The sequence below is a fragment of the Pontibacterium sp. genome, assembly GCF_041587635.1.
GTDB lineage: Bacteria > Pseudomonadota > Gammaproteobacteria > Pseudomonadales > Balneatricaceae > Pontibacterium.
Genome location: NZ_JBFGYC010000037.1, coordinates 1 through 14,900, shown reverse-complemented (window position 1 = coordinate 14,900; position 14,900 = coordinate 1). Strand labels below are relative to the sequence as shown.

The following is a 14,900-nucleotide window of genomic DNA, read 5'->3' as shown; positions in this document are numbered from 1 at the left end:
CTGGCAGATGCACGATCACATCAGGCTGATAACGCTTCCCTGATTCAGACAACGACACTTGTGTTTCAAACTCATGCCCACGCCGCAATCCGGATTCTTCCAGTACGCGCTCCAGAATCACCTCGCCCCAGTTACCCTGCGTTTTACTCTCACCTTTGAGTGCATTGGTGAGGTTCACTGCGTCCTGGCTCATCTGCTGATTGAGCTGTTTCAGGTGGCCAATTTGTTCATACAGGGAACGACGATCCTTCGCCTCGCGATCATAGACATCCTCCACCCGCTTACGGAAATCACCCAACTGCTGGCGCAATGGATTGAGGATATGTCCCAATCCTTCCTGATTGGTCTGGCTGAACTTCGCAGATTTCTCTTCAAAGATCTTATTCGCCAGGTTCTGAAACTCAGTTTTCAGCTGATCACGTGCTTCTTCCAGTGTCTGCAACTTATCCGTATGAGCCTGACGCTCTGCATCAAGACGGGTTTTCAGTTCAGCAAAGGCATTGCTACGGGCACTCAGATCCTGCTGACGTTTTTCAGCCAACGCGGCCAGCTCTTTGGCATTCTGACGCAAGAGGTCAAGTTGAGCAGAACGTTCTTCTAATCGCGTCTCCAGCTCTGCAAAGTCCTGACTGCGAATAACGACCTCTTCACGCGCCAGCGTCAGTTCTTCATTGAGCTGCTGAACCTGATTTTGCAGCGGCCCCAGCGTCGTCAAACGCTCTTCAAGCCGGGCATGAGCAACTTCCTGCTCCTGCACTTGTACCTGCTGTATCGCCAGCTGTTCAGTCTGAGCATTAAGCTGAATCTCAGCGTCCATGAGCTTCTGCGTTTGCTGAGTAAGCTCCGCAGTGCGCGCTTTCAACCTGCCCCAGATGACACCGCCAATGATTAGAGATCCAGAGGAAAATCCAAGTAGAAGGCTGACCGGATCAAGTGGTGTACTAAACAGCTGGGGCAGGTCCATCAATCGGGTTACCAGTAGTAATAGAGTGTCACGGTTGACGCTATGACAAGCGGCGTCATGATCAACAGGTTTTTCCGGTCACCAAACAGACGCTGAAACAGCACAACATGCATCACAGGGAACGAGATAAACATGCAGCTCAGCGGAATCCACCATTCAAACTTCTGGAAACCAAATGCCATTGAAAACAGCAAGGTCAATGCCGAGAGGTTACCCACCATGATCACACTGACCGCGCCATTACGCGTCTGCATAAATGACGGTTTATCTTCATCAGCTAATTTATTGAGCGCACCTGCACTCAACGCTGCAGACATCGATACCAAGCCGGTTGCCAGAAAAACGTAGAGTAATTTGAGTTCCACTTCCACGTGAACGTTCTCCAAAATACGAATAATTTCAGGCTATTGTACGTAATTTGGCGCGCCCAACCCACCCACCGGAAGTCGCACCACATATAATCCTAAAGAATATCTATATTCCATTTTGTAATTTACAGATTTGTTTGATAGCATCAAAAACCCAAGTTACCGATATATCACTCTACTTTCTGAGAGAACAACGGGTGCAGGACAGGCATGACCTGAAACAGCCCGGAAGTTTCTTCGTTAGTCATATCCGGAAACACTTCCACCCCGTCTCAGGCGGGGTGTTTTTTCTACCTTATAAAGGTGCAGATAACAGCTCTTGCGCCAGCCAATCCCTAAACTGAATCACTTTAAGTAACTCGGCCTTATAGCCCGGACAGAAAAGGTAGTAAGCAAAGCCGCTCATGACACTCAACCCGAGTGGGTTAACCAACCGTCCTTTACTGATCGATTCCTGCGCCAGAAAGTCTGGAATCAACCCCAGCCCTAACCCCTCTTCTGCTGCTTTAATGGACATAAAGAAATGTTCAAATCCAGCACCATATGTTGCATGTGTTGCTTCCAACCCAAGCTGCTGTAAAAACTCATCCCACATTCCAGGCCGCGTGACTTGGGTTAACAAACGGTGCTGCAACAGATCCAATGGCTGTTGCATCGACTTCATCTCAAGCACGTCAGGCGACGCCACCAGCAGCAATCGCTCATTAACCAGCACCCGGTGATACTGACCGGCTTTTACCGGTAGCAGGCAGCGGATCGCCAAATCAATCTCCGTCCCCGCAAAATCAGGCTTACCGTCTCCGGAAATCAAATCGACCTGCAGATGTGGGTATTGCTGCTCAAAGTCATGAATTCTGGAGATCAGCCAGCTACTGGTAAAAGAAGGCGTCACACTCAGCAGCAACCGTTCTCGCCGCCGAGTCCCCCGCTGCAACTGCTCGGTCGCGCTATCAAGCGAATCCAGTGCCGCGGTGACAAAGGGGAGATACTGCTGTCCGGCGGCAGTCAGTAAAATCCCGTTCGCCCGCCGCTCGAACAAACCGACCCCCAAACGACTTTCCAGTTGACGAATCTGCTTACTCACCGCGCCTTGCGTCACACAAAGCTCTTCGGCTGCCGTTGTCACACTCAGGTGACGCGCGGCCGCTTCAAACGCTTTCAGGGAGTTCAACGGGGGTAAAAAACGTCGCATTCAGACTCTCGCAAAGACATTCCAAAAACTCATACCCCACGATAATAAGTCGTTTGTTGAAATAAGCGAAGCCTTCTTTAATACACGCACAGTCCAATACCTATTCCATACTCAGTCAGGCCCGATATGTCACACGTATTCCACCGTCATTGCCACGCTAACCTCCCAACAGCAAGTGGGGGTCATGGTATCTATTTAACAGATCAGAATGGCAATCAGTATCTGGATGGCTGCTGCGGCGCAGCGGTTACCAGTCTTGGTTATGGTCACCCTCGGGTCATTGAGGCTGTTCAGAAGCAAGTTCAGGACATGACTTTTGCTCATACAGGCTTTTTTACATCAGAACCGGCAGAGCAGCTGGCTGATTTTCTAGCGACAAACGCCCCAGGCACGTTGAACAAAGTCTATTTTACGTCCGGCGGTTCCGAATCCGTCGAAGCCGCACTCAAGATGGCTCGTCAGTATTTTCTGGAGATTGGAGAGCCCTCTCGCCACCTCTACATCACTCGCCGTCAGAGTTACCACGGCAATACACTGGGTGCACTAGGCGTGGGTGGGAATCAATGGCGCCGCGAGCCCTTTGCCGCCATCATGACTGACGCTCACTACATTGATCCGTGTTACGCCTACCGGGGCCAACACCCCAATGAAAGTGAGTTCGAATACGGCCAGCGTATGGCTAACCAGTTGGAAGAAAAACTGCTGGAGCTAGGGCCGGAAAACGTAGCGGCCTTTGTCGCAGAACCGGTTGTCGGCGCGACCGCCGGTGCGGTACCCGCAGTGACGGGTTATCTGAAACGCATCCGCGAAATTTGTGATCAATATGGCATTCTGCTGATTCTGGATGAGGTGATGTGCGGCATGGGGCGTACCGGTACGCTGTTTGCCTGCGAACAGGACGGCATTGAGCCAGACCTGATCACATTGGCAAAAGGCCTCGGTGCAGGATACCAGCCCATCGGGGCAGTCATGGTCCAGCAAAGGATCTTTGATGCAATTTCATCGGGCAGTGGTTTTTTCCAACACGGTCATACCTACATGGGTCACCCTGTTGCGTGCGCTGCGGCTCTGGCCGTACAGCAGACGATTCAGGATGATCAACTGCTGAATAACGTAAAGCAAATGAGCACCAAGCTGTTTAACCGGCTTCACCACACATTTGCAGATCACCCATACATTGGCGATATCAGAGGCCGGGGACTGTTTGCTGGTATCGAACTGGTTGCAGACAGAGACAGCAAACAACCGCTGCCTGTCGAATCGTCTATTCATACCGCAATCAAAGCGGAAGCGATGGCCAAAGGGCTGATGTGTTACCCCATGTCGGGCACCATCAACGGTCGCGATGGCCACCACATTCTGCTGGCACCGCCGTTTATCATTAACGATACTCAGATCGACGAACTGGTCGACAAGCTGGAGATCGCCGTGAACACCAGTTTCAAAAAGCTTCAGGCATAACCGGAGAATACAGGACATGACCAAGACTGCTGTCGCATTGATTGTGGCTCCCAATGGGGCGCGCCGTAAGCCATCCGATCACCCTCGCCTTCCTATTACACCGGACACGGCTGCACTTGAAACGCGGGCGGCCGTTTCTGCTGGCGCCGCGGTCGTTCATCTTCATGCGAGAGACTCCGCGGGCAAACACACACTGGACCCGGCCATTAATCGCGTATTCATGGATGCTGTACGACGAGAATTAAACAACGATGTGGTCATCCAGCTCACCACAGAAGCGGTTGGCCAGTTCAGCCCCGAGCAACAGATTCAACTCATTCGGGAGTTAAGACCCGAAGCCGCGTCTTTTGCGATACAAGAACTGATTCCAAGCAATAGCATTGCCGACATGCAGCGTGGTGGCGCGTTTTTTGACTGGGTGCATAACCAGGGCATCATCGCCCAGTACATTCTCTACTCGGCTGACGATGTCTCACGTTATCACCAGCTCAAAGAGGAAGGCATTCTGCCGAACGATAAACACCACCTTTTGTTCGTTCTGGGGCGTTATAGCAAAACCCAACAATCAAAACCCACAGATCTGATTCCAATGCTCTCAGCCCTGCAGGATGATACGCGCTGGGCAGTCTGTGCATTCGGTCAGCAGGAACACCGCTGTGCGGCCACCGCTATCGCACTGGGCGGTGACATTCGAGTCGGTTTTGAGAACAACTTGCACGATATGAATGGCGATCAGGCAGTCAGCAATGCCACGCTGATCCAACAAGCCGCAACAATAGCAACATCGATGGCCCGCCCAATTATGACCGCGGACGCGTTTCGACAACTATTTTAACTTTGACCTTAACCGGTGATCTCATCCGGGTCATCGGTGATCCCCCCTAAAGACCCCGCGCAACGACCAATACCACCGGATCACCACTAGAAGCCCCTGCGGAAGCACAGTATGATTTGTGTTTCACCGAGTAAGGAAATTCGCCTGCTGTGCTGCTGTTTAAATACGTTCGCAAAGTGCTCAATCGCCACTTCAAACAGATGAACTGGCAAGCCATGATGCTACTGGTACTGCTGTATATTGCAGTCAGCTGGGGCATGTTAACCGCCGCCGGAGAACAAGGACTCACCGGCAGTGACTTCCTCTATTGGTTGCTGGTAACCGCCTCCACGGTGGGTTATGGCGATCTATCCCCAACAACAGCCGAAGGTAAACTGATCGTTGCCTTCTTTGTCATCCCCTTTGGTCTAAGCCTGTTTGCCCTGACCGCAGGTAAAGTTGCCGCGTTTAGCGCACATCAGTGGAGAAAAGGAATCATGGGCCTCAAACAACTCACCCTCAGCGACCATATTGTTGTCATTGGCTGGGACGAACAACGCACACCCGATATGTTACGCCTGCTACTGCTGGAAGCCGCGCAGAATCAGGGACGAAAAATCTGTTTATGTGTCACCGGTGCGATGGAAAACCCGCTTCCGGGTGAAATCGAGTTTGTGCGCGCCAAAGCGTTCAACGATGATCATGATATGGCCCGGGCCTGCCTGTCCGATGCCTCCACCATCATCATCGATACCGCGCAGGATGACTTTACACTCACTGCCGGGTTATACGCGTATGGGCAGAATGTAGGTGCGCATATCATCGCCTTTTTCCGCGATGATTCACTGGCACGCCTGCTGAAGGAACACTGCCCAACTATCGAATGTACACCGTCAGTGTCCACCGAACTGATGGTCAAAGCGGCTATGGATCCGGGATCCAGCTGCCTGCACCGCGAGCTGCTCAGTGTCGCGGAGGGTATGACACAGTTCTCAATTAAGTATCCAGCGGGGATGCCTGAGTTATCCGTGCGCGATTTCTATATCCCACTGAAAGAACATTACAGTGCTACGTTGATTGCGATAGACCTGGATTCCGATGGCCGCCCTGAGATCAACCCATCACTGGATCAACGGGTAAAAGCGGGCTGCACCCTCTATTACATCGCCGACAACCGCATTAAATCCTTTGACTGGGCCACACTGTCTGCCCATTAAACCCACTTTATAGATAGGAGACCTGCATGGAAGCCTTTGAACCTTTGCTGCTTGGCCTGACCAACTTTGCCATCTACTTTGGCCTGTCGCTGGTCGCGTTATTGCTGTTCAAGTTTCTCTATACCTTAGTGACCCCTTACGACGAATGGGCGCTGGTAAAAAATCAAAATAGCGCCGCTGCCTGCGCCTTAAGTGGTGCAGTTATCGGCTTTTCAATCGCACTGGGAAGTGCAGCGACAAACTCTGTGTCGATTGTCGATTTTGCAGTTTGGGCAATCGTCGCACTGATCGCCCAGATCGTCGCATTTTTTGTTGTACGTATGTTTATGCCCATGATCAGCCAGCGCATTCAGGACAACGAAATACCTGCGGGGATTGTACTGGGGGCGGTATCTATCGCGATCGGCATCCTTAACGCCGCGTCTCTAACCTATTAAGGGAGGCATCACGGATGAAACGATCCCGTCAGATAAACCTGAATAAAATGCGCAAGCTGCCCGACATGTCAGCGGCGCAACTGGCCAAAGTCAGCATCGTGCTGGGTGGTAGCTATATGCTCACCGGCTGCGACAGCACCGACGCGTTTATCTATCGCACCATTGGTGAATGCGAACTGGATAATCCGTTAGATCTCCAGCGCTGTGAAATGGCGTATCAGAAAGCGTTAGGCGAGTGGAACCGAACCGCACCGCGTTATCTATCTATGTCCAACTGTGAGTACGATTTTGGTTACAACAGCTGCGAGCAACGCACGCGTTACTTTTACCCGCTAATGGCCGGATTTATGCTGGGAGAAAATGAACAAACCAGCGATGAATATGATCTGGACTTTGATCGCCCCAAAGCACTCGGTAAAAGCAAAAATGCCAGCTCTTATAACAAGTGGGTCGGCGCTAACGGTGTCCTGTTCGGCGATGCAGACAAACGCAAACTCAGCGTCGGCAATAAAGCGTTCACACCTTTAAAAGGCAGCTCTCGTACACTTGGCCGTGGTGGATTCGGAAAAACGATCTCCAGCCGCTCATCATCATCCTGGGGTGGATAGATGCTTCGCATCCCATTCCCTGAACGACCCGACTGGAAAGTGAAAGCCCGTGAATTTGGCTTTCACTTTCATACCATGCATGGCGAACCCTACTGGGATGAAAGCGCGTATTATCAGTTTTCGCTGCAACAGATCGAAAATGATCTGGAAGACCCCACCGCCGAGATCCATCAGATGTGTCTTGAAGTGGTGGATCGGGTCGTTCGTAGCGAAGAGTTGATGACCCGATTCTGCATTCCTGAACCGTTCTGGGATCAAATCGCTACATCATGGTATGAACGTGAACCCAGCCTCTATAGCCGCATTGATCTGGCTTACGACGGCCAGGGGCCCGCGAAGTTTTACGAAAACAACGCCGATACACCCACCAGCCTTTATGAAACCGGATTCTGGCAGTGGTTATGGCTGGAAGATCAGGTGAATAACGGTCATATCAGCCGAAGTGCGGACCAATTCAATGCACTACAAGAGCTGCTGATCAATCGCTTTGCCCAGCTCAAACCCACAATGCCCAACCACACTCTGCATCTGGCGTGTTGCAAAGATACCGATGAAGATCGTGGCACCGTGCAATATTTACAAGACTGCGCTGAACAAGCTGGCATCCGCTGCGCGTTTGTCTATGTGGAAGACATTGGTCTGAGCGATCGCAATCGGTTTACCGATCTCAAGGACAACAACATAAGCTGGCTGTTTAAGCTTTACCCCTGGGAGTTTATGCACCGAGAAAAATACGGCGCTCACATCTCGGGCAATCATTGCCGCTTCCTTGAGCCCTTGTGGAAATCAGTGATTTCCAACAAAGCCCTGCTTCCCCAGCTGTGGAAACTGTTTCCAGATCACCCGAACCTGCTCCCCGCCTACTTCGAGGATGACCCGGCCGCCGCGAACCTGAGCAAATATGTTCGCAAGCCAATATTCTCCCGCGAAGGTGCTAACATCTCCGTCCATCAAAACGGTAGCACGCTGATTCAAGGTGAAGGCCCTTATGGAGAGGAAGGTTATATCCTGCAAGCATGGCATCCACTTCCCAAGTTCGGCGATAACTATACGCTGATCGGTTCCTGGCTGGTGAACGATGCACCCGCAGGCATCTCAATACGGGAAGACACCGGACCGATTACTCAGGACCTGTCACGCTTTTTACCCCATATCATTGTGTAATCCCTTATGAAATCACTACTTCCGATTCTTCTTACGCTCAGCTTATGTCTCAGCTCTGCAGTGCATGCCGAGACCCAGTACGAAGTCATTGACGGGACCTACAGCGCCTGCGAAACCGAAGCTCAGTACCGGCAGCTACTGAGCTGGTCACTGTACGGTGTTGGTAAAAAACCGGAACAGGGGTGTGCTAAAGCGCCCGCCAAGGCAAAAGCCATTATCATCGAATGCCCGGAAAGTGATATTATCCTCTGTCGATTTCGCCTGACCCCAGCTGACGGTTCACCGTCCTACGAGGTCTGGGCCAGCAAAGTGATGTTAAAAGAGATACCTTAGCCCCCATGTCAGACTTCATTGTTAACGAAGCCATCGAAGATTACGCATTCCTGAACACCACCCGTGAACCGGAATTGCTACAAGAACTGATCGACGAAACCAACAAAAACATGGGCTGGCCCCAGAAACTGTCCGGTCGCCTGGTCGGCCGCACGCTGAAGATGCTGGTACAGCTGGCACAGCCAAAGAACTGCCTGGAAATTGGCATGTTCACCGGTTACTCCGCCCTGTCCATTGCCGAAGGCATGCCCGATGACGGCAAACTGATCTGCTGCGAAACCAACCCGCGTGCGATCGAGTTTGCCCAAACGTTTTATGACCGCAGCCCGCACGGCCATAAAATCGACGTAATTTTTGGTCGCGCACTCGACACCATCGATGACCTGACTGCCAAAGGCGAACTGGCCCCACTGGATTTCAGTTTTATCGATGCGGACAAGCGCAACTACATGAACTACTACGAACGCGTGCTGGAGTTAACCCGCCCGGGCGGCATGATCGTGCTGGATAACGTACTCTGGTCTGGCAAAGTCCTGCAGCCGGAGTCCGAGATCGATGATGTACTGGTGGAGATGAACCGCCGTATCGCAGACGATCCAAACGTTGAAAATACCTTTCTGACCGTGCGCGATGGCATGAACGTCGTCCGTAAACTGCGTTAAGGCTGACCCATGTTTATCCTGCGTAACTATCAATCAGATACGGCCTCTCTGCAGTCCTTTGAGAACCAGACTGAGATTGATAACCAGCCACAGAGTGATGACGACTATCGCATCACTCAGGCAGGTGATTTGCTGGAGTTGTACGTCAAGACCGACAACAACGCCCCACTGATGGCGTTGTTGAAACAGGTACGTGAGCTCTATCTGGATGACCTGGATCTGGTCAACAGCGCTGCGGAAGTGACTGGTCTGCTGGTCTGGCTGATGGATGATTATGGACTGGATGGTCGAGGGGAAAGCCTTGAGCAAACCGCAGACCGACTGAGTGATATCGATATTGAAGACGATACCGATAAATACACGGATCTGATCTTCCACCTGAAAGACGCAGTCGAACGCCTGTACGATCTTGAAATGGATGAGTGGTAATCGACCCACTGCTTATCCACTATCTCGCTTTTTCGAACCGCCCCCTCCGCTGAAATCTTAATGTTCATCGCTTTGCTTCTTCAAAGCCTTTGATCCATACTCGCCTATCGATTGTTCCATTTTACGCTACAATCCTTGTGTAAATTCCAATTACCGCCTCCATCTCAGTTGTCCGGGGTACCAGCGCTTTATGAATCTGAACGATGTACGTCTCTTCCTGCGTGTTGTCGAAACCAACAGTTTTACCGCGGCAGCCGAAACCTTAGGCATTCAGAAGTCGACCATCAGCCGTCGTATTGGACAGCTTGAGGACGATCTTGGCGTCAGACTGCTGCAACGGACAACCCGGAAGCTGAAGCTGACCGACGAAGGTCAGGAACTGTTTGAGCGTTGCCGGCCATTGATCGACGAACTGGAACAACTGCCTGATCTGGTCTCTGCTCACCACTCAGAACCTCAGGGGCGCCTGCGAATTACGATGCCGCCGGAGATGGGCATTTTCCTGATGAACGATGTCATCTCCGACTTCATGCGCACCTATCCGAAAATTCAGCTGGAACTGGAGCTGTCTACGCGAGTAGTTGACCTGATTGAAGAAGGAATAGATCTGGCGCTGCGCGTGGGCCATCTGGATGACTCCAGCTTGATCGCGCGTAAAATTGCCTCTATCACGGGTGGACTTTACGCATCACCGGAATACATCAAAACACACGGCACACCCAATTCACCGGGAGAACTGTCCAAGCACAGCTGCCTGGGCCGCCTGTCTAATAGCCTGAACTGGGCCTTTGATAATTGGAATAATGGTGCGCCCGTGACGATCAATGCTCGCCTGAAAGCCAACAACCTGATGTTCATGCGCGACATGGCCGTACAGGGGCTTGGCATTGCCCGCCTGCCCCGAGCATTTTGTCGCGGCGAAGTGGAACGCGGTGATTTGATACAAGTGCTGGGGGAATATCACTTACCCGGTACAGAGGTCCATGCGCTTTACCCGAGCCGCCGCCACCTCAGCCCAAAAGTGCGCCTGTTCATCGACCATCTGCTGAGCATGCTGGAAGACCACCCCTGGATGTCCGACATGCAACCGGCAAGCCGTCCTCGCTGAGAGACAACCTCGATACACACCATGACAGACCGCTAGAATGGATAATAGCGGTCTGCTGAATAACAGAACTTATCCCGCTTTTTCCGGAATGACTTGTTGTAAGGCGCTTTCGTCTTTTCATACTTTGCAGTGAAATGCCGGCACTGTTGCACAAAGTGTTTTTGTGCCTGAACACGGCAACGACGGTAAGGGATACTGCCTTCATCATAGTTGTAGCACACCGACTGATGCGAAATTCGGCCCGAGCGCTCCTTCCATTTAACGCTATATACGGTTGGATCAGATTTCTTTGCCGCTAAAGCGGACATCGACAGACTGGCCACAACGACCAGTATAAAGGCAGATTTAAACATCCAGCGTCCCTGCTACAGTAACTATTGAAGATTAAAACTCCCCGTAACAATGTGCATCCAGCAATCGCTACGAGAAGCTCAAAACGAACCGAACAATAATCGCTCCGGCCCAGTATCTAATCACATTGATCGGATCAGAAGTCACGATCCAGTATCTTATCGATGACATCAATCAGCGCCCGACCCAAGGCAAAGTGCTGCTCAGCATCCAGATGCACACCGTCCACCGCGCTGGTTTTTGTTACCGTACCCGCATCAAAGAAATGACAACCTTCCGCTGCGGCCACCTTGCGCATTTCCAACGCCAACCCTGCTGCTTTCTCTTCTGCACCGACAAACTTATCGGCAATAGGGCCTTTGGGCGCCTGAATTACAGGCGGACACACCACCAGAATAGGTGGCGCTGGCATACCCGGCTCAATTGGTGCGGTTCTTACCTCATTGATCAAAGCCCCCACCCCTTGTGCCGCATGCCATGCGGTATGAGGGTGCATGGACTGAAAATCATTATTGCCCAGCATGATAATCACTAACGCCAGCGGAGAGTGCATCTCAACGGCCTGCGCCAAACCCTCAATACCATTACGACCGGGCTTAAACGGATCATCCCACACCGTACGACGGCCATTCAGACAATCTTCTACCACACGAACATGGTGCTCATCCAATATCAGACCGTTTTCCAGAACACCTGGCCAACGCTGATCAAAATCCAGCCGCTCACGGGTTCCCGGTATGATCCCCCACGTTAATGAATCAGAATAAACCAATACCTGCTTTAACACTGCCTCTCCCTCCATGAATGGCTCAGCCAGATGATCTCTGGCAAAGACTGATTAGCGACTGATTCAGATCAGACACCACCCGCCAATCTCGTACGGTTCCACGCTTTACCTACACTATATGTACGCCTATAAGTTTAGGCCTTACCAAACATACCCGCAGCCAACGCCTTTTGTACGTTAGTAATGTTATCGCCACCTTTGAACTCTTTAACCATTGGCTCAGACATACCTGATAGCCAGATTTTCAGCTCAGAATCCATATCAAAATGGCCGGATGTTTCAACTGAGAAACGCACAATCGACTTATACGGGATCGTCAGATATTCCCGCTTCTTACCCGTCATCCCCTGAATATCGATCAGGATCAGTCGAGATTCTGTAAATATGTACTTATCGCGGATCACTTTAAAAGCCAAACGAATCTCTTCGCCCTCGTAAAGGACCGGTTCCAGCTCTTCTTTCAGCTCATCGATATCAACATCGCTGGCATTACCCAGCAAACCATCTAATAGACCCATAACGCGTTACCTCCTAATTGTGCTGCCACACCCTGACGCCAAGCCGCTGAATGACACCTGAATTACCACCGTAACAGCTATAAATGACAGTACCAGCAAAATAAGTAAGGTTTTTATAGACCATCACACCCTGTTTAGCGACTGAGCAGCCCCCTTTCTGTCACCCTTGATTACCGGCACACGACCAAGACAGCATAAGACACCGCAAGATAACGGTATAAACTTTAAAACAGCAACTGAAACCCTAAACTCGCTTTTTCCGCGCCATTCACCAAAATTGTCAGTCGGTGTTCGCCGGGATAGTGCTTACGGGTCGTCATCTGACGAAAGCTCTGGCGACGACTAAACGCTTTGCGCGTCTCGTCAAACTCACCTTCTGTAATTTTGAACACCTTACGGTTTTGCCGCCCGTTCGCTTTCATATAGTCCACCGCGTATTCAATTCGCAGTTGACCCAATTCTCCCTGCAACGCCCCCAGCTCAAAACTAAAAAGAAGCTCATCACCGATGTGCAGAGACTCACGTTCCAGCTGCAATTTAGCAACGGCGATATCTTCAGCCGGGTGATAACCAAACAGTGCCATCACATCCGGATGCGCTTGTTTCAACAGTGTTCGGCTACCGTGCTTGATGATCCAATCACTCAATGGGCTCTGATTAAAATATCGCTGCGCCCAACTAATCATCACGGCGGGATTATCTTTCGCAATATCGTTCAGATTATTCGCCACACTGCGCCGCACGTAGTCACTGTCATCGTGCCGCAAGTTATCCAGAATGGGTAAGATCGGTGCCGGATCACGCTTAAACTCCGGTAATGCCTGCCCCCAGGGCAGTCTTGGGCGACAGCCTTCACTGGCAAGACGCCGGACATGATGGTTCTCGTGTTCGCTCCAACACAGCATTTGCGCCATCATTTTCTCAGGCTGGGCCATAATAAATGGCCGTACCGCGAACTCGGCACTGGAAAATCGGGTCAACCATTGCATAGCCTCCATGGAAATGTCCCAGTGCTGCTGGCCATACGCTTCCACGTAGTCCGGAAAAAACAGCGCCTCATAACCACTGAACTCCGGCGCAACGTCCATCAGCACTGTAATCGCTTTTTCATAAGGCTGCTGCAACGCTGAATGCAGACAGTGACGAATGTGTTGGCTCCGCGCTTTAAGCTCACGTGATGCCCACTGCTCATCAAACACCAACTGCAAAAAATGCTCAGCCGGAAACGCCGGATAGGCTTGTGAACAACAGTCAGCCAAGCGCTGCAGGTAGACCTGATCGTAGGCATCTTTTAAGAGTTGAGACATGAAGCACTCCAACGAGAACGAAGAATTGTGGGTTTTATATGACGGATTATGTCCGATCTGTTTGCGCCAGATGGCACAGTTCAAACGGGTGTGTAAGGATCCGGCCATTCACTGGTTTGATATCACCGGTCAGGAGGACTGGCTGCAGCAACACAACATTCAACCGATGGATGCCATGCTGGAGCTTCATCTGGTTAATCAGGATTATCAGGTCATCAAAGGGTTGGACGCATTTATCCGCCTCTGGTCACACACAACCCTTTTTAAACCCTTAGCGTGGCTACTACAGCTGCCTGTCATTTATCCGGCCGTGCAACGCTATTATCACGGGGCCACCCGGCGGCGCTTGCGTAAACAAGGACGCCTCCCCAAACAACACTGCGACAAATGAGTCTATTTCTACTCAGATCTCAAGCCGACTGCTTACGCTTGCTCGATGTAGCTTTACGACTACGCGTACCTGTACCCGCGGAACGCTTACGTCGACGCTTAACCGGTTTTGATGGCAACCCCTGCAAACTGGAGGGGACAACCGTCACCGCCTGAGCGATCAGCTCATTCAAACGCCCCAACAGCGGAGACATAAAACTTTGATAGCTTGCGTGTTTCTGGCAAATCGCATCTAGCTGTGACTCCCAATGTGCAGTCATATCAGGTTTGGGCTGGAATGCTTCGATTTCCCGATCCTAACGCACGACTAATCCCAACACAGGGGGTTGCACCCGCCCTACAGACCGCACGCCGTTATATCCGGCTTTCTGACCTTGTAGCGTATACGAACGGGTCATATTCATGCCGTACAACCAGTCGGTTCTTGAACGGGCCAATGCCGACGTGAAAAGCGGAATAAAATTGCGGTTTTCACGTAAAAGACTGAGCGCACGTTTCACGGCAGGCGGGTTAAGATCGCTAATCAGACAACGTTGAATGGTCGCTTTTTAGCTGCGGGCAACACGATGAGCTCGATCGCCTCATCAACCAGCAACTGTCCTTCTTCATTACTGTTACAAGTATTGTTTTGTGAAAAACATGCAATGTTCACCAAGACACTCTCAGGCAGCTATTTCACACTTAAACAAACGGATCACTATGCTGTGAGTCCAAGTTATCTTTATTCTCAAGAAATGAATCAACCCACAGATCTAATAAGTTCAGTATCTCAAAGAAAGATTCCAAGCTG

At 51.2% G+C, this 14,900-nt stretch carries 20 protein-coding genes and 1 pseudogene; 12 read left to right on the top strand and 9 right to left on the bottom strand.

Annotated elements, in window-relative coordinates:
• The 3 genes from rmuC to ABYW01_RS03855 all read right to left on the bottom strand — a co-directional run.
• Nucleotides 1-964 (bottom strand): DNA recombination protein RmuC (gene rmuC / locus ABYW01_RS03865; protein WP_372831211.1); only part of this gene is annotated, 964 nt, incomplete at its 3' end.
• A gap of 8 nt (nt 965-972) precedes the next feature.
• Nucleotides 973-1,335 carry a hypothetical protein gene (locus ABYW01_RS03860; protein WP_372831210.1) on the bottom strand — a complete coding sequence of 121 codons (363 nt, stop codon included), beginning with the start codon at nt 1,333-1,335 and terminating at the stop codon, nt 973-975.
• Between the two features lie 292 nt (nt 1,336-1,627).
• The gene (locus ABYW01_RS03855) at nt 1,628-2,524 is read right to left on the bottom strand and encodes a LysR substrate-binding domain-containing protein (RefSeq protein ID WP_372831209.1); all 897 of its coding nucleotides are present in this window, start codon (nt 2,522-2,524) and stop codon (nt 1,628-1,630) included.
• Nucleotides 2,525-2,650: 126 nt separating this feature from the next.
• Between ABYW01_RS03855 and ABYW01_RS03850 the strand changes: the two genes are divergently transcribed.
• The 10 genes from ABYW01_RS03850 (at nt 2,651) to ABYW01_RS03805 (ending at nt 10,757) form a co-directional block, all read left to right on the top strand.
• Nucleotides 2,651-3,985, top strand: a complete 1,335-nt coding sequence (locus ABYW01_RS03850; RefSeq protein ID WP_372831208.1) for an aspartate aminotransferase family protein — start codon at nt 2,651-2,653, stop codon at nt 3,983-3,985.
• A gap of 16 nt (nt 3,986-4,001) precedes the next feature.
• Entirely contained in the window at nt 4,002-4,820 is an 819-nt protein-coding gene (locus ABYW01_RS03845; protein WP_372831207.1) for a 3-keto-5-aminohexanoate cleavage protein, read from the top strand.
• A 149-nt stretch (nt 4,821-4,969) separates the two neighbouring features.
• Nucleotides 4,970-6,016 carry an ion channel gene (locus ABYW01_RS03840; protein WP_372831206.1) on the top strand — a complete coding sequence of 349 codons (1,047 nt, stop codon included), beginning with the start codon at nt 4,970-4,972 and terminating at the stop codon, nt 6,014-6,016.
• 26 nt (nt 6,017-6,042) lie between these two features.
• Nucleotides 6,043-6,453, top strand: coding sequence for a DUF350 domain-containing protein (locus tag ABYW01_RS03835; protein ID WP_372831205.1), 411 nt, complete (start codon nt 6,043-6,045; stop codon nt 6,451-6,453).
• A gap of 14 nt (nt 6,454-6,467) precedes the next feature.
• A complete protein-coding gene (locus ABYW01_RS03830; protein ID WP_372831204.1) occupies nt 6,468-7,061 on the top strand; it encodes a DUF1190 domain-containing protein in 594 nt (197 codons plus the stop codon).
• Nucleotides 7,062-8,225: a glutathionylspermidine synthase family protein gene (locus tag ABYW01_RS03825; RefSeq protein ID WP_372831203.1), complete on the top strand. Its 1,164-nt coding sequence runs from the start codon at nt 7,062-7,064 to the stop codon at nt 8,223-8,225.
• A 6-nt stretch (nt 8,226-8,231) separates the two neighbouring features.
• Entirely contained in the window at nt 8,232-8,558 is a 327-nt protein-coding gene (locus ABYW01_RS03820; protein ID WP_372831202.1) for a hypothetical protein, read from the top strand.
• Nucleotides 8,559-8,563: 5 nt separating this feature from the next.
• Nucleotides 8,564-9,220: a class I SAM-dependent methyltransferase gene (locus ABYW01_RS03815; RefSeq protein WP_193952676.1), complete on the top strand. Its 657-nt coding sequence runs from the start codon at nt 8,564-8,566 to the stop codon at nt 9,218-9,220.
• A 9-nt stretch (nt 9,221-9,229) separates the two neighbouring features.
• Entirely contained in the window at nt 9,230-9,649 is a 420-nt protein-coding gene (locus ABYW01_RS03810) for a hypothetical protein (RefSeq protein ID WP_372831201.1), read from the top strand.
• Between the two features lie 190 nt (nt 9,650-9,839).
• Entirely contained in the window at nt 9,840-10,757 is a 918-nt protein-coding gene (locus ABYW01_RS03805; RefSeq protein ID WP_372831200.1) for a LysR substrate-binding domain-containing protein, read from the top strand.
• Nucleotides 10,758-10,789: 32 nt separating this feature from the next.
• On the opposite strand, the gene ABYW01_RS03800 is transcribed toward ABYW01_RS03805, so the two are convergent.
• The 4 genes from ABYW01_RS03800 to ABYW01_RS03785 form a co-directional block, all read right to left on the bottom strand.
• A complete protein-coding gene (locus ABYW01_RS03800; RefSeq protein ID WP_372831199.1) occupies nt 10,790-11,110 on the bottom strand; it encodes a hypothetical protein in 321 nt (106 codons plus the stop codon).
• 134 nt (nt 11,111-11,244) lie between these two features.
• Entirely contained in the window at nt 11,245-11,895 is a 651-nt protein-coding gene (locus tag ABYW01_RS03795; RefSeq protein WP_372831198.1) for an SGNH/GDSL hydrolase family protein, read from the bottom strand.
• A gap of 134 nt (nt 11,896-12,029) precedes the next feature.
• Nucleotides 12,030-12,413, bottom strand: coding sequence for a PH domain-containing protein (locus tag ABYW01_RS03790; RefSeq protein WP_193952671.1), 384 nt, complete (start codon nt 12,411-12,413; stop codon nt 12,030-12,032).
• 224 nt (nt 12,414-12,637) lie between these two features.
• Complete coding sequence (locus ABYW01_RS03785; protein WP_372831197.1) at nt 12,638-13,720, bottom strand: DNA alkylation repair protein; 1,083 nt, start codon at nt 13,718-13,720, stop codon at nt 12,638-12,640.
• Here ABYW01_RS03785 and ABYW01_RS03780 point away from each other — a divergent pair.
• On the top strand, nt 13,719-14,111 hold the full coding sequence (locus tag ABYW01_RS03780) for a thiol-disulfide oxidoreductase DCC family protein (RefSeq protein WP_372831196.1): 393 nt from the start codon (nt 13,719-13,721) through the stop codon (nt 14,109-14,111). The genes ABYW01_RS03785 and ABYW01_RS03780 overlap by 2 nt on opposite strands.
• Nucleotides 14,112-14,130: 19 nt before the next feature.
• On the opposite strand, the gene ABYW01_RS03775 is transcribed toward ABYW01_RS03780, so the two are convergent.
• Nucleotides 14,131-14,370, bottom strand: coding sequence for a hypothetical protein (locus tag ABYW01_RS03775; protein WP_372831195.1), 240 nt, complete (start codon nt 14,368-14,370; stop codon nt 14,131-14,133).
• A gap of 39 nt (nt 14,371-14,409) precedes the next feature.
• Nucleotides 14,410-14,720, bottom strand: a pseudogene (locus tag ABYW01_RS03770) (DNA topoisomerase); the annotation flags it as partial.
• Between ABYW01_RS03770 and ABYW01_RS03765 the strand changes: the two are divergent.
• Nucleotides 14,677-14,900 (top strand): hypothetical protein (locus tag ABYW01_RS03765; RefSeq protein ID WP_372831212.1); only part of this gene is annotated, 224 nt, incomplete at its 3' end. The pseudogene ABYW01_RS03770 and the gene ABYW01_RS03765 sit on opposite strands and share 44 nt — an antisense overlap.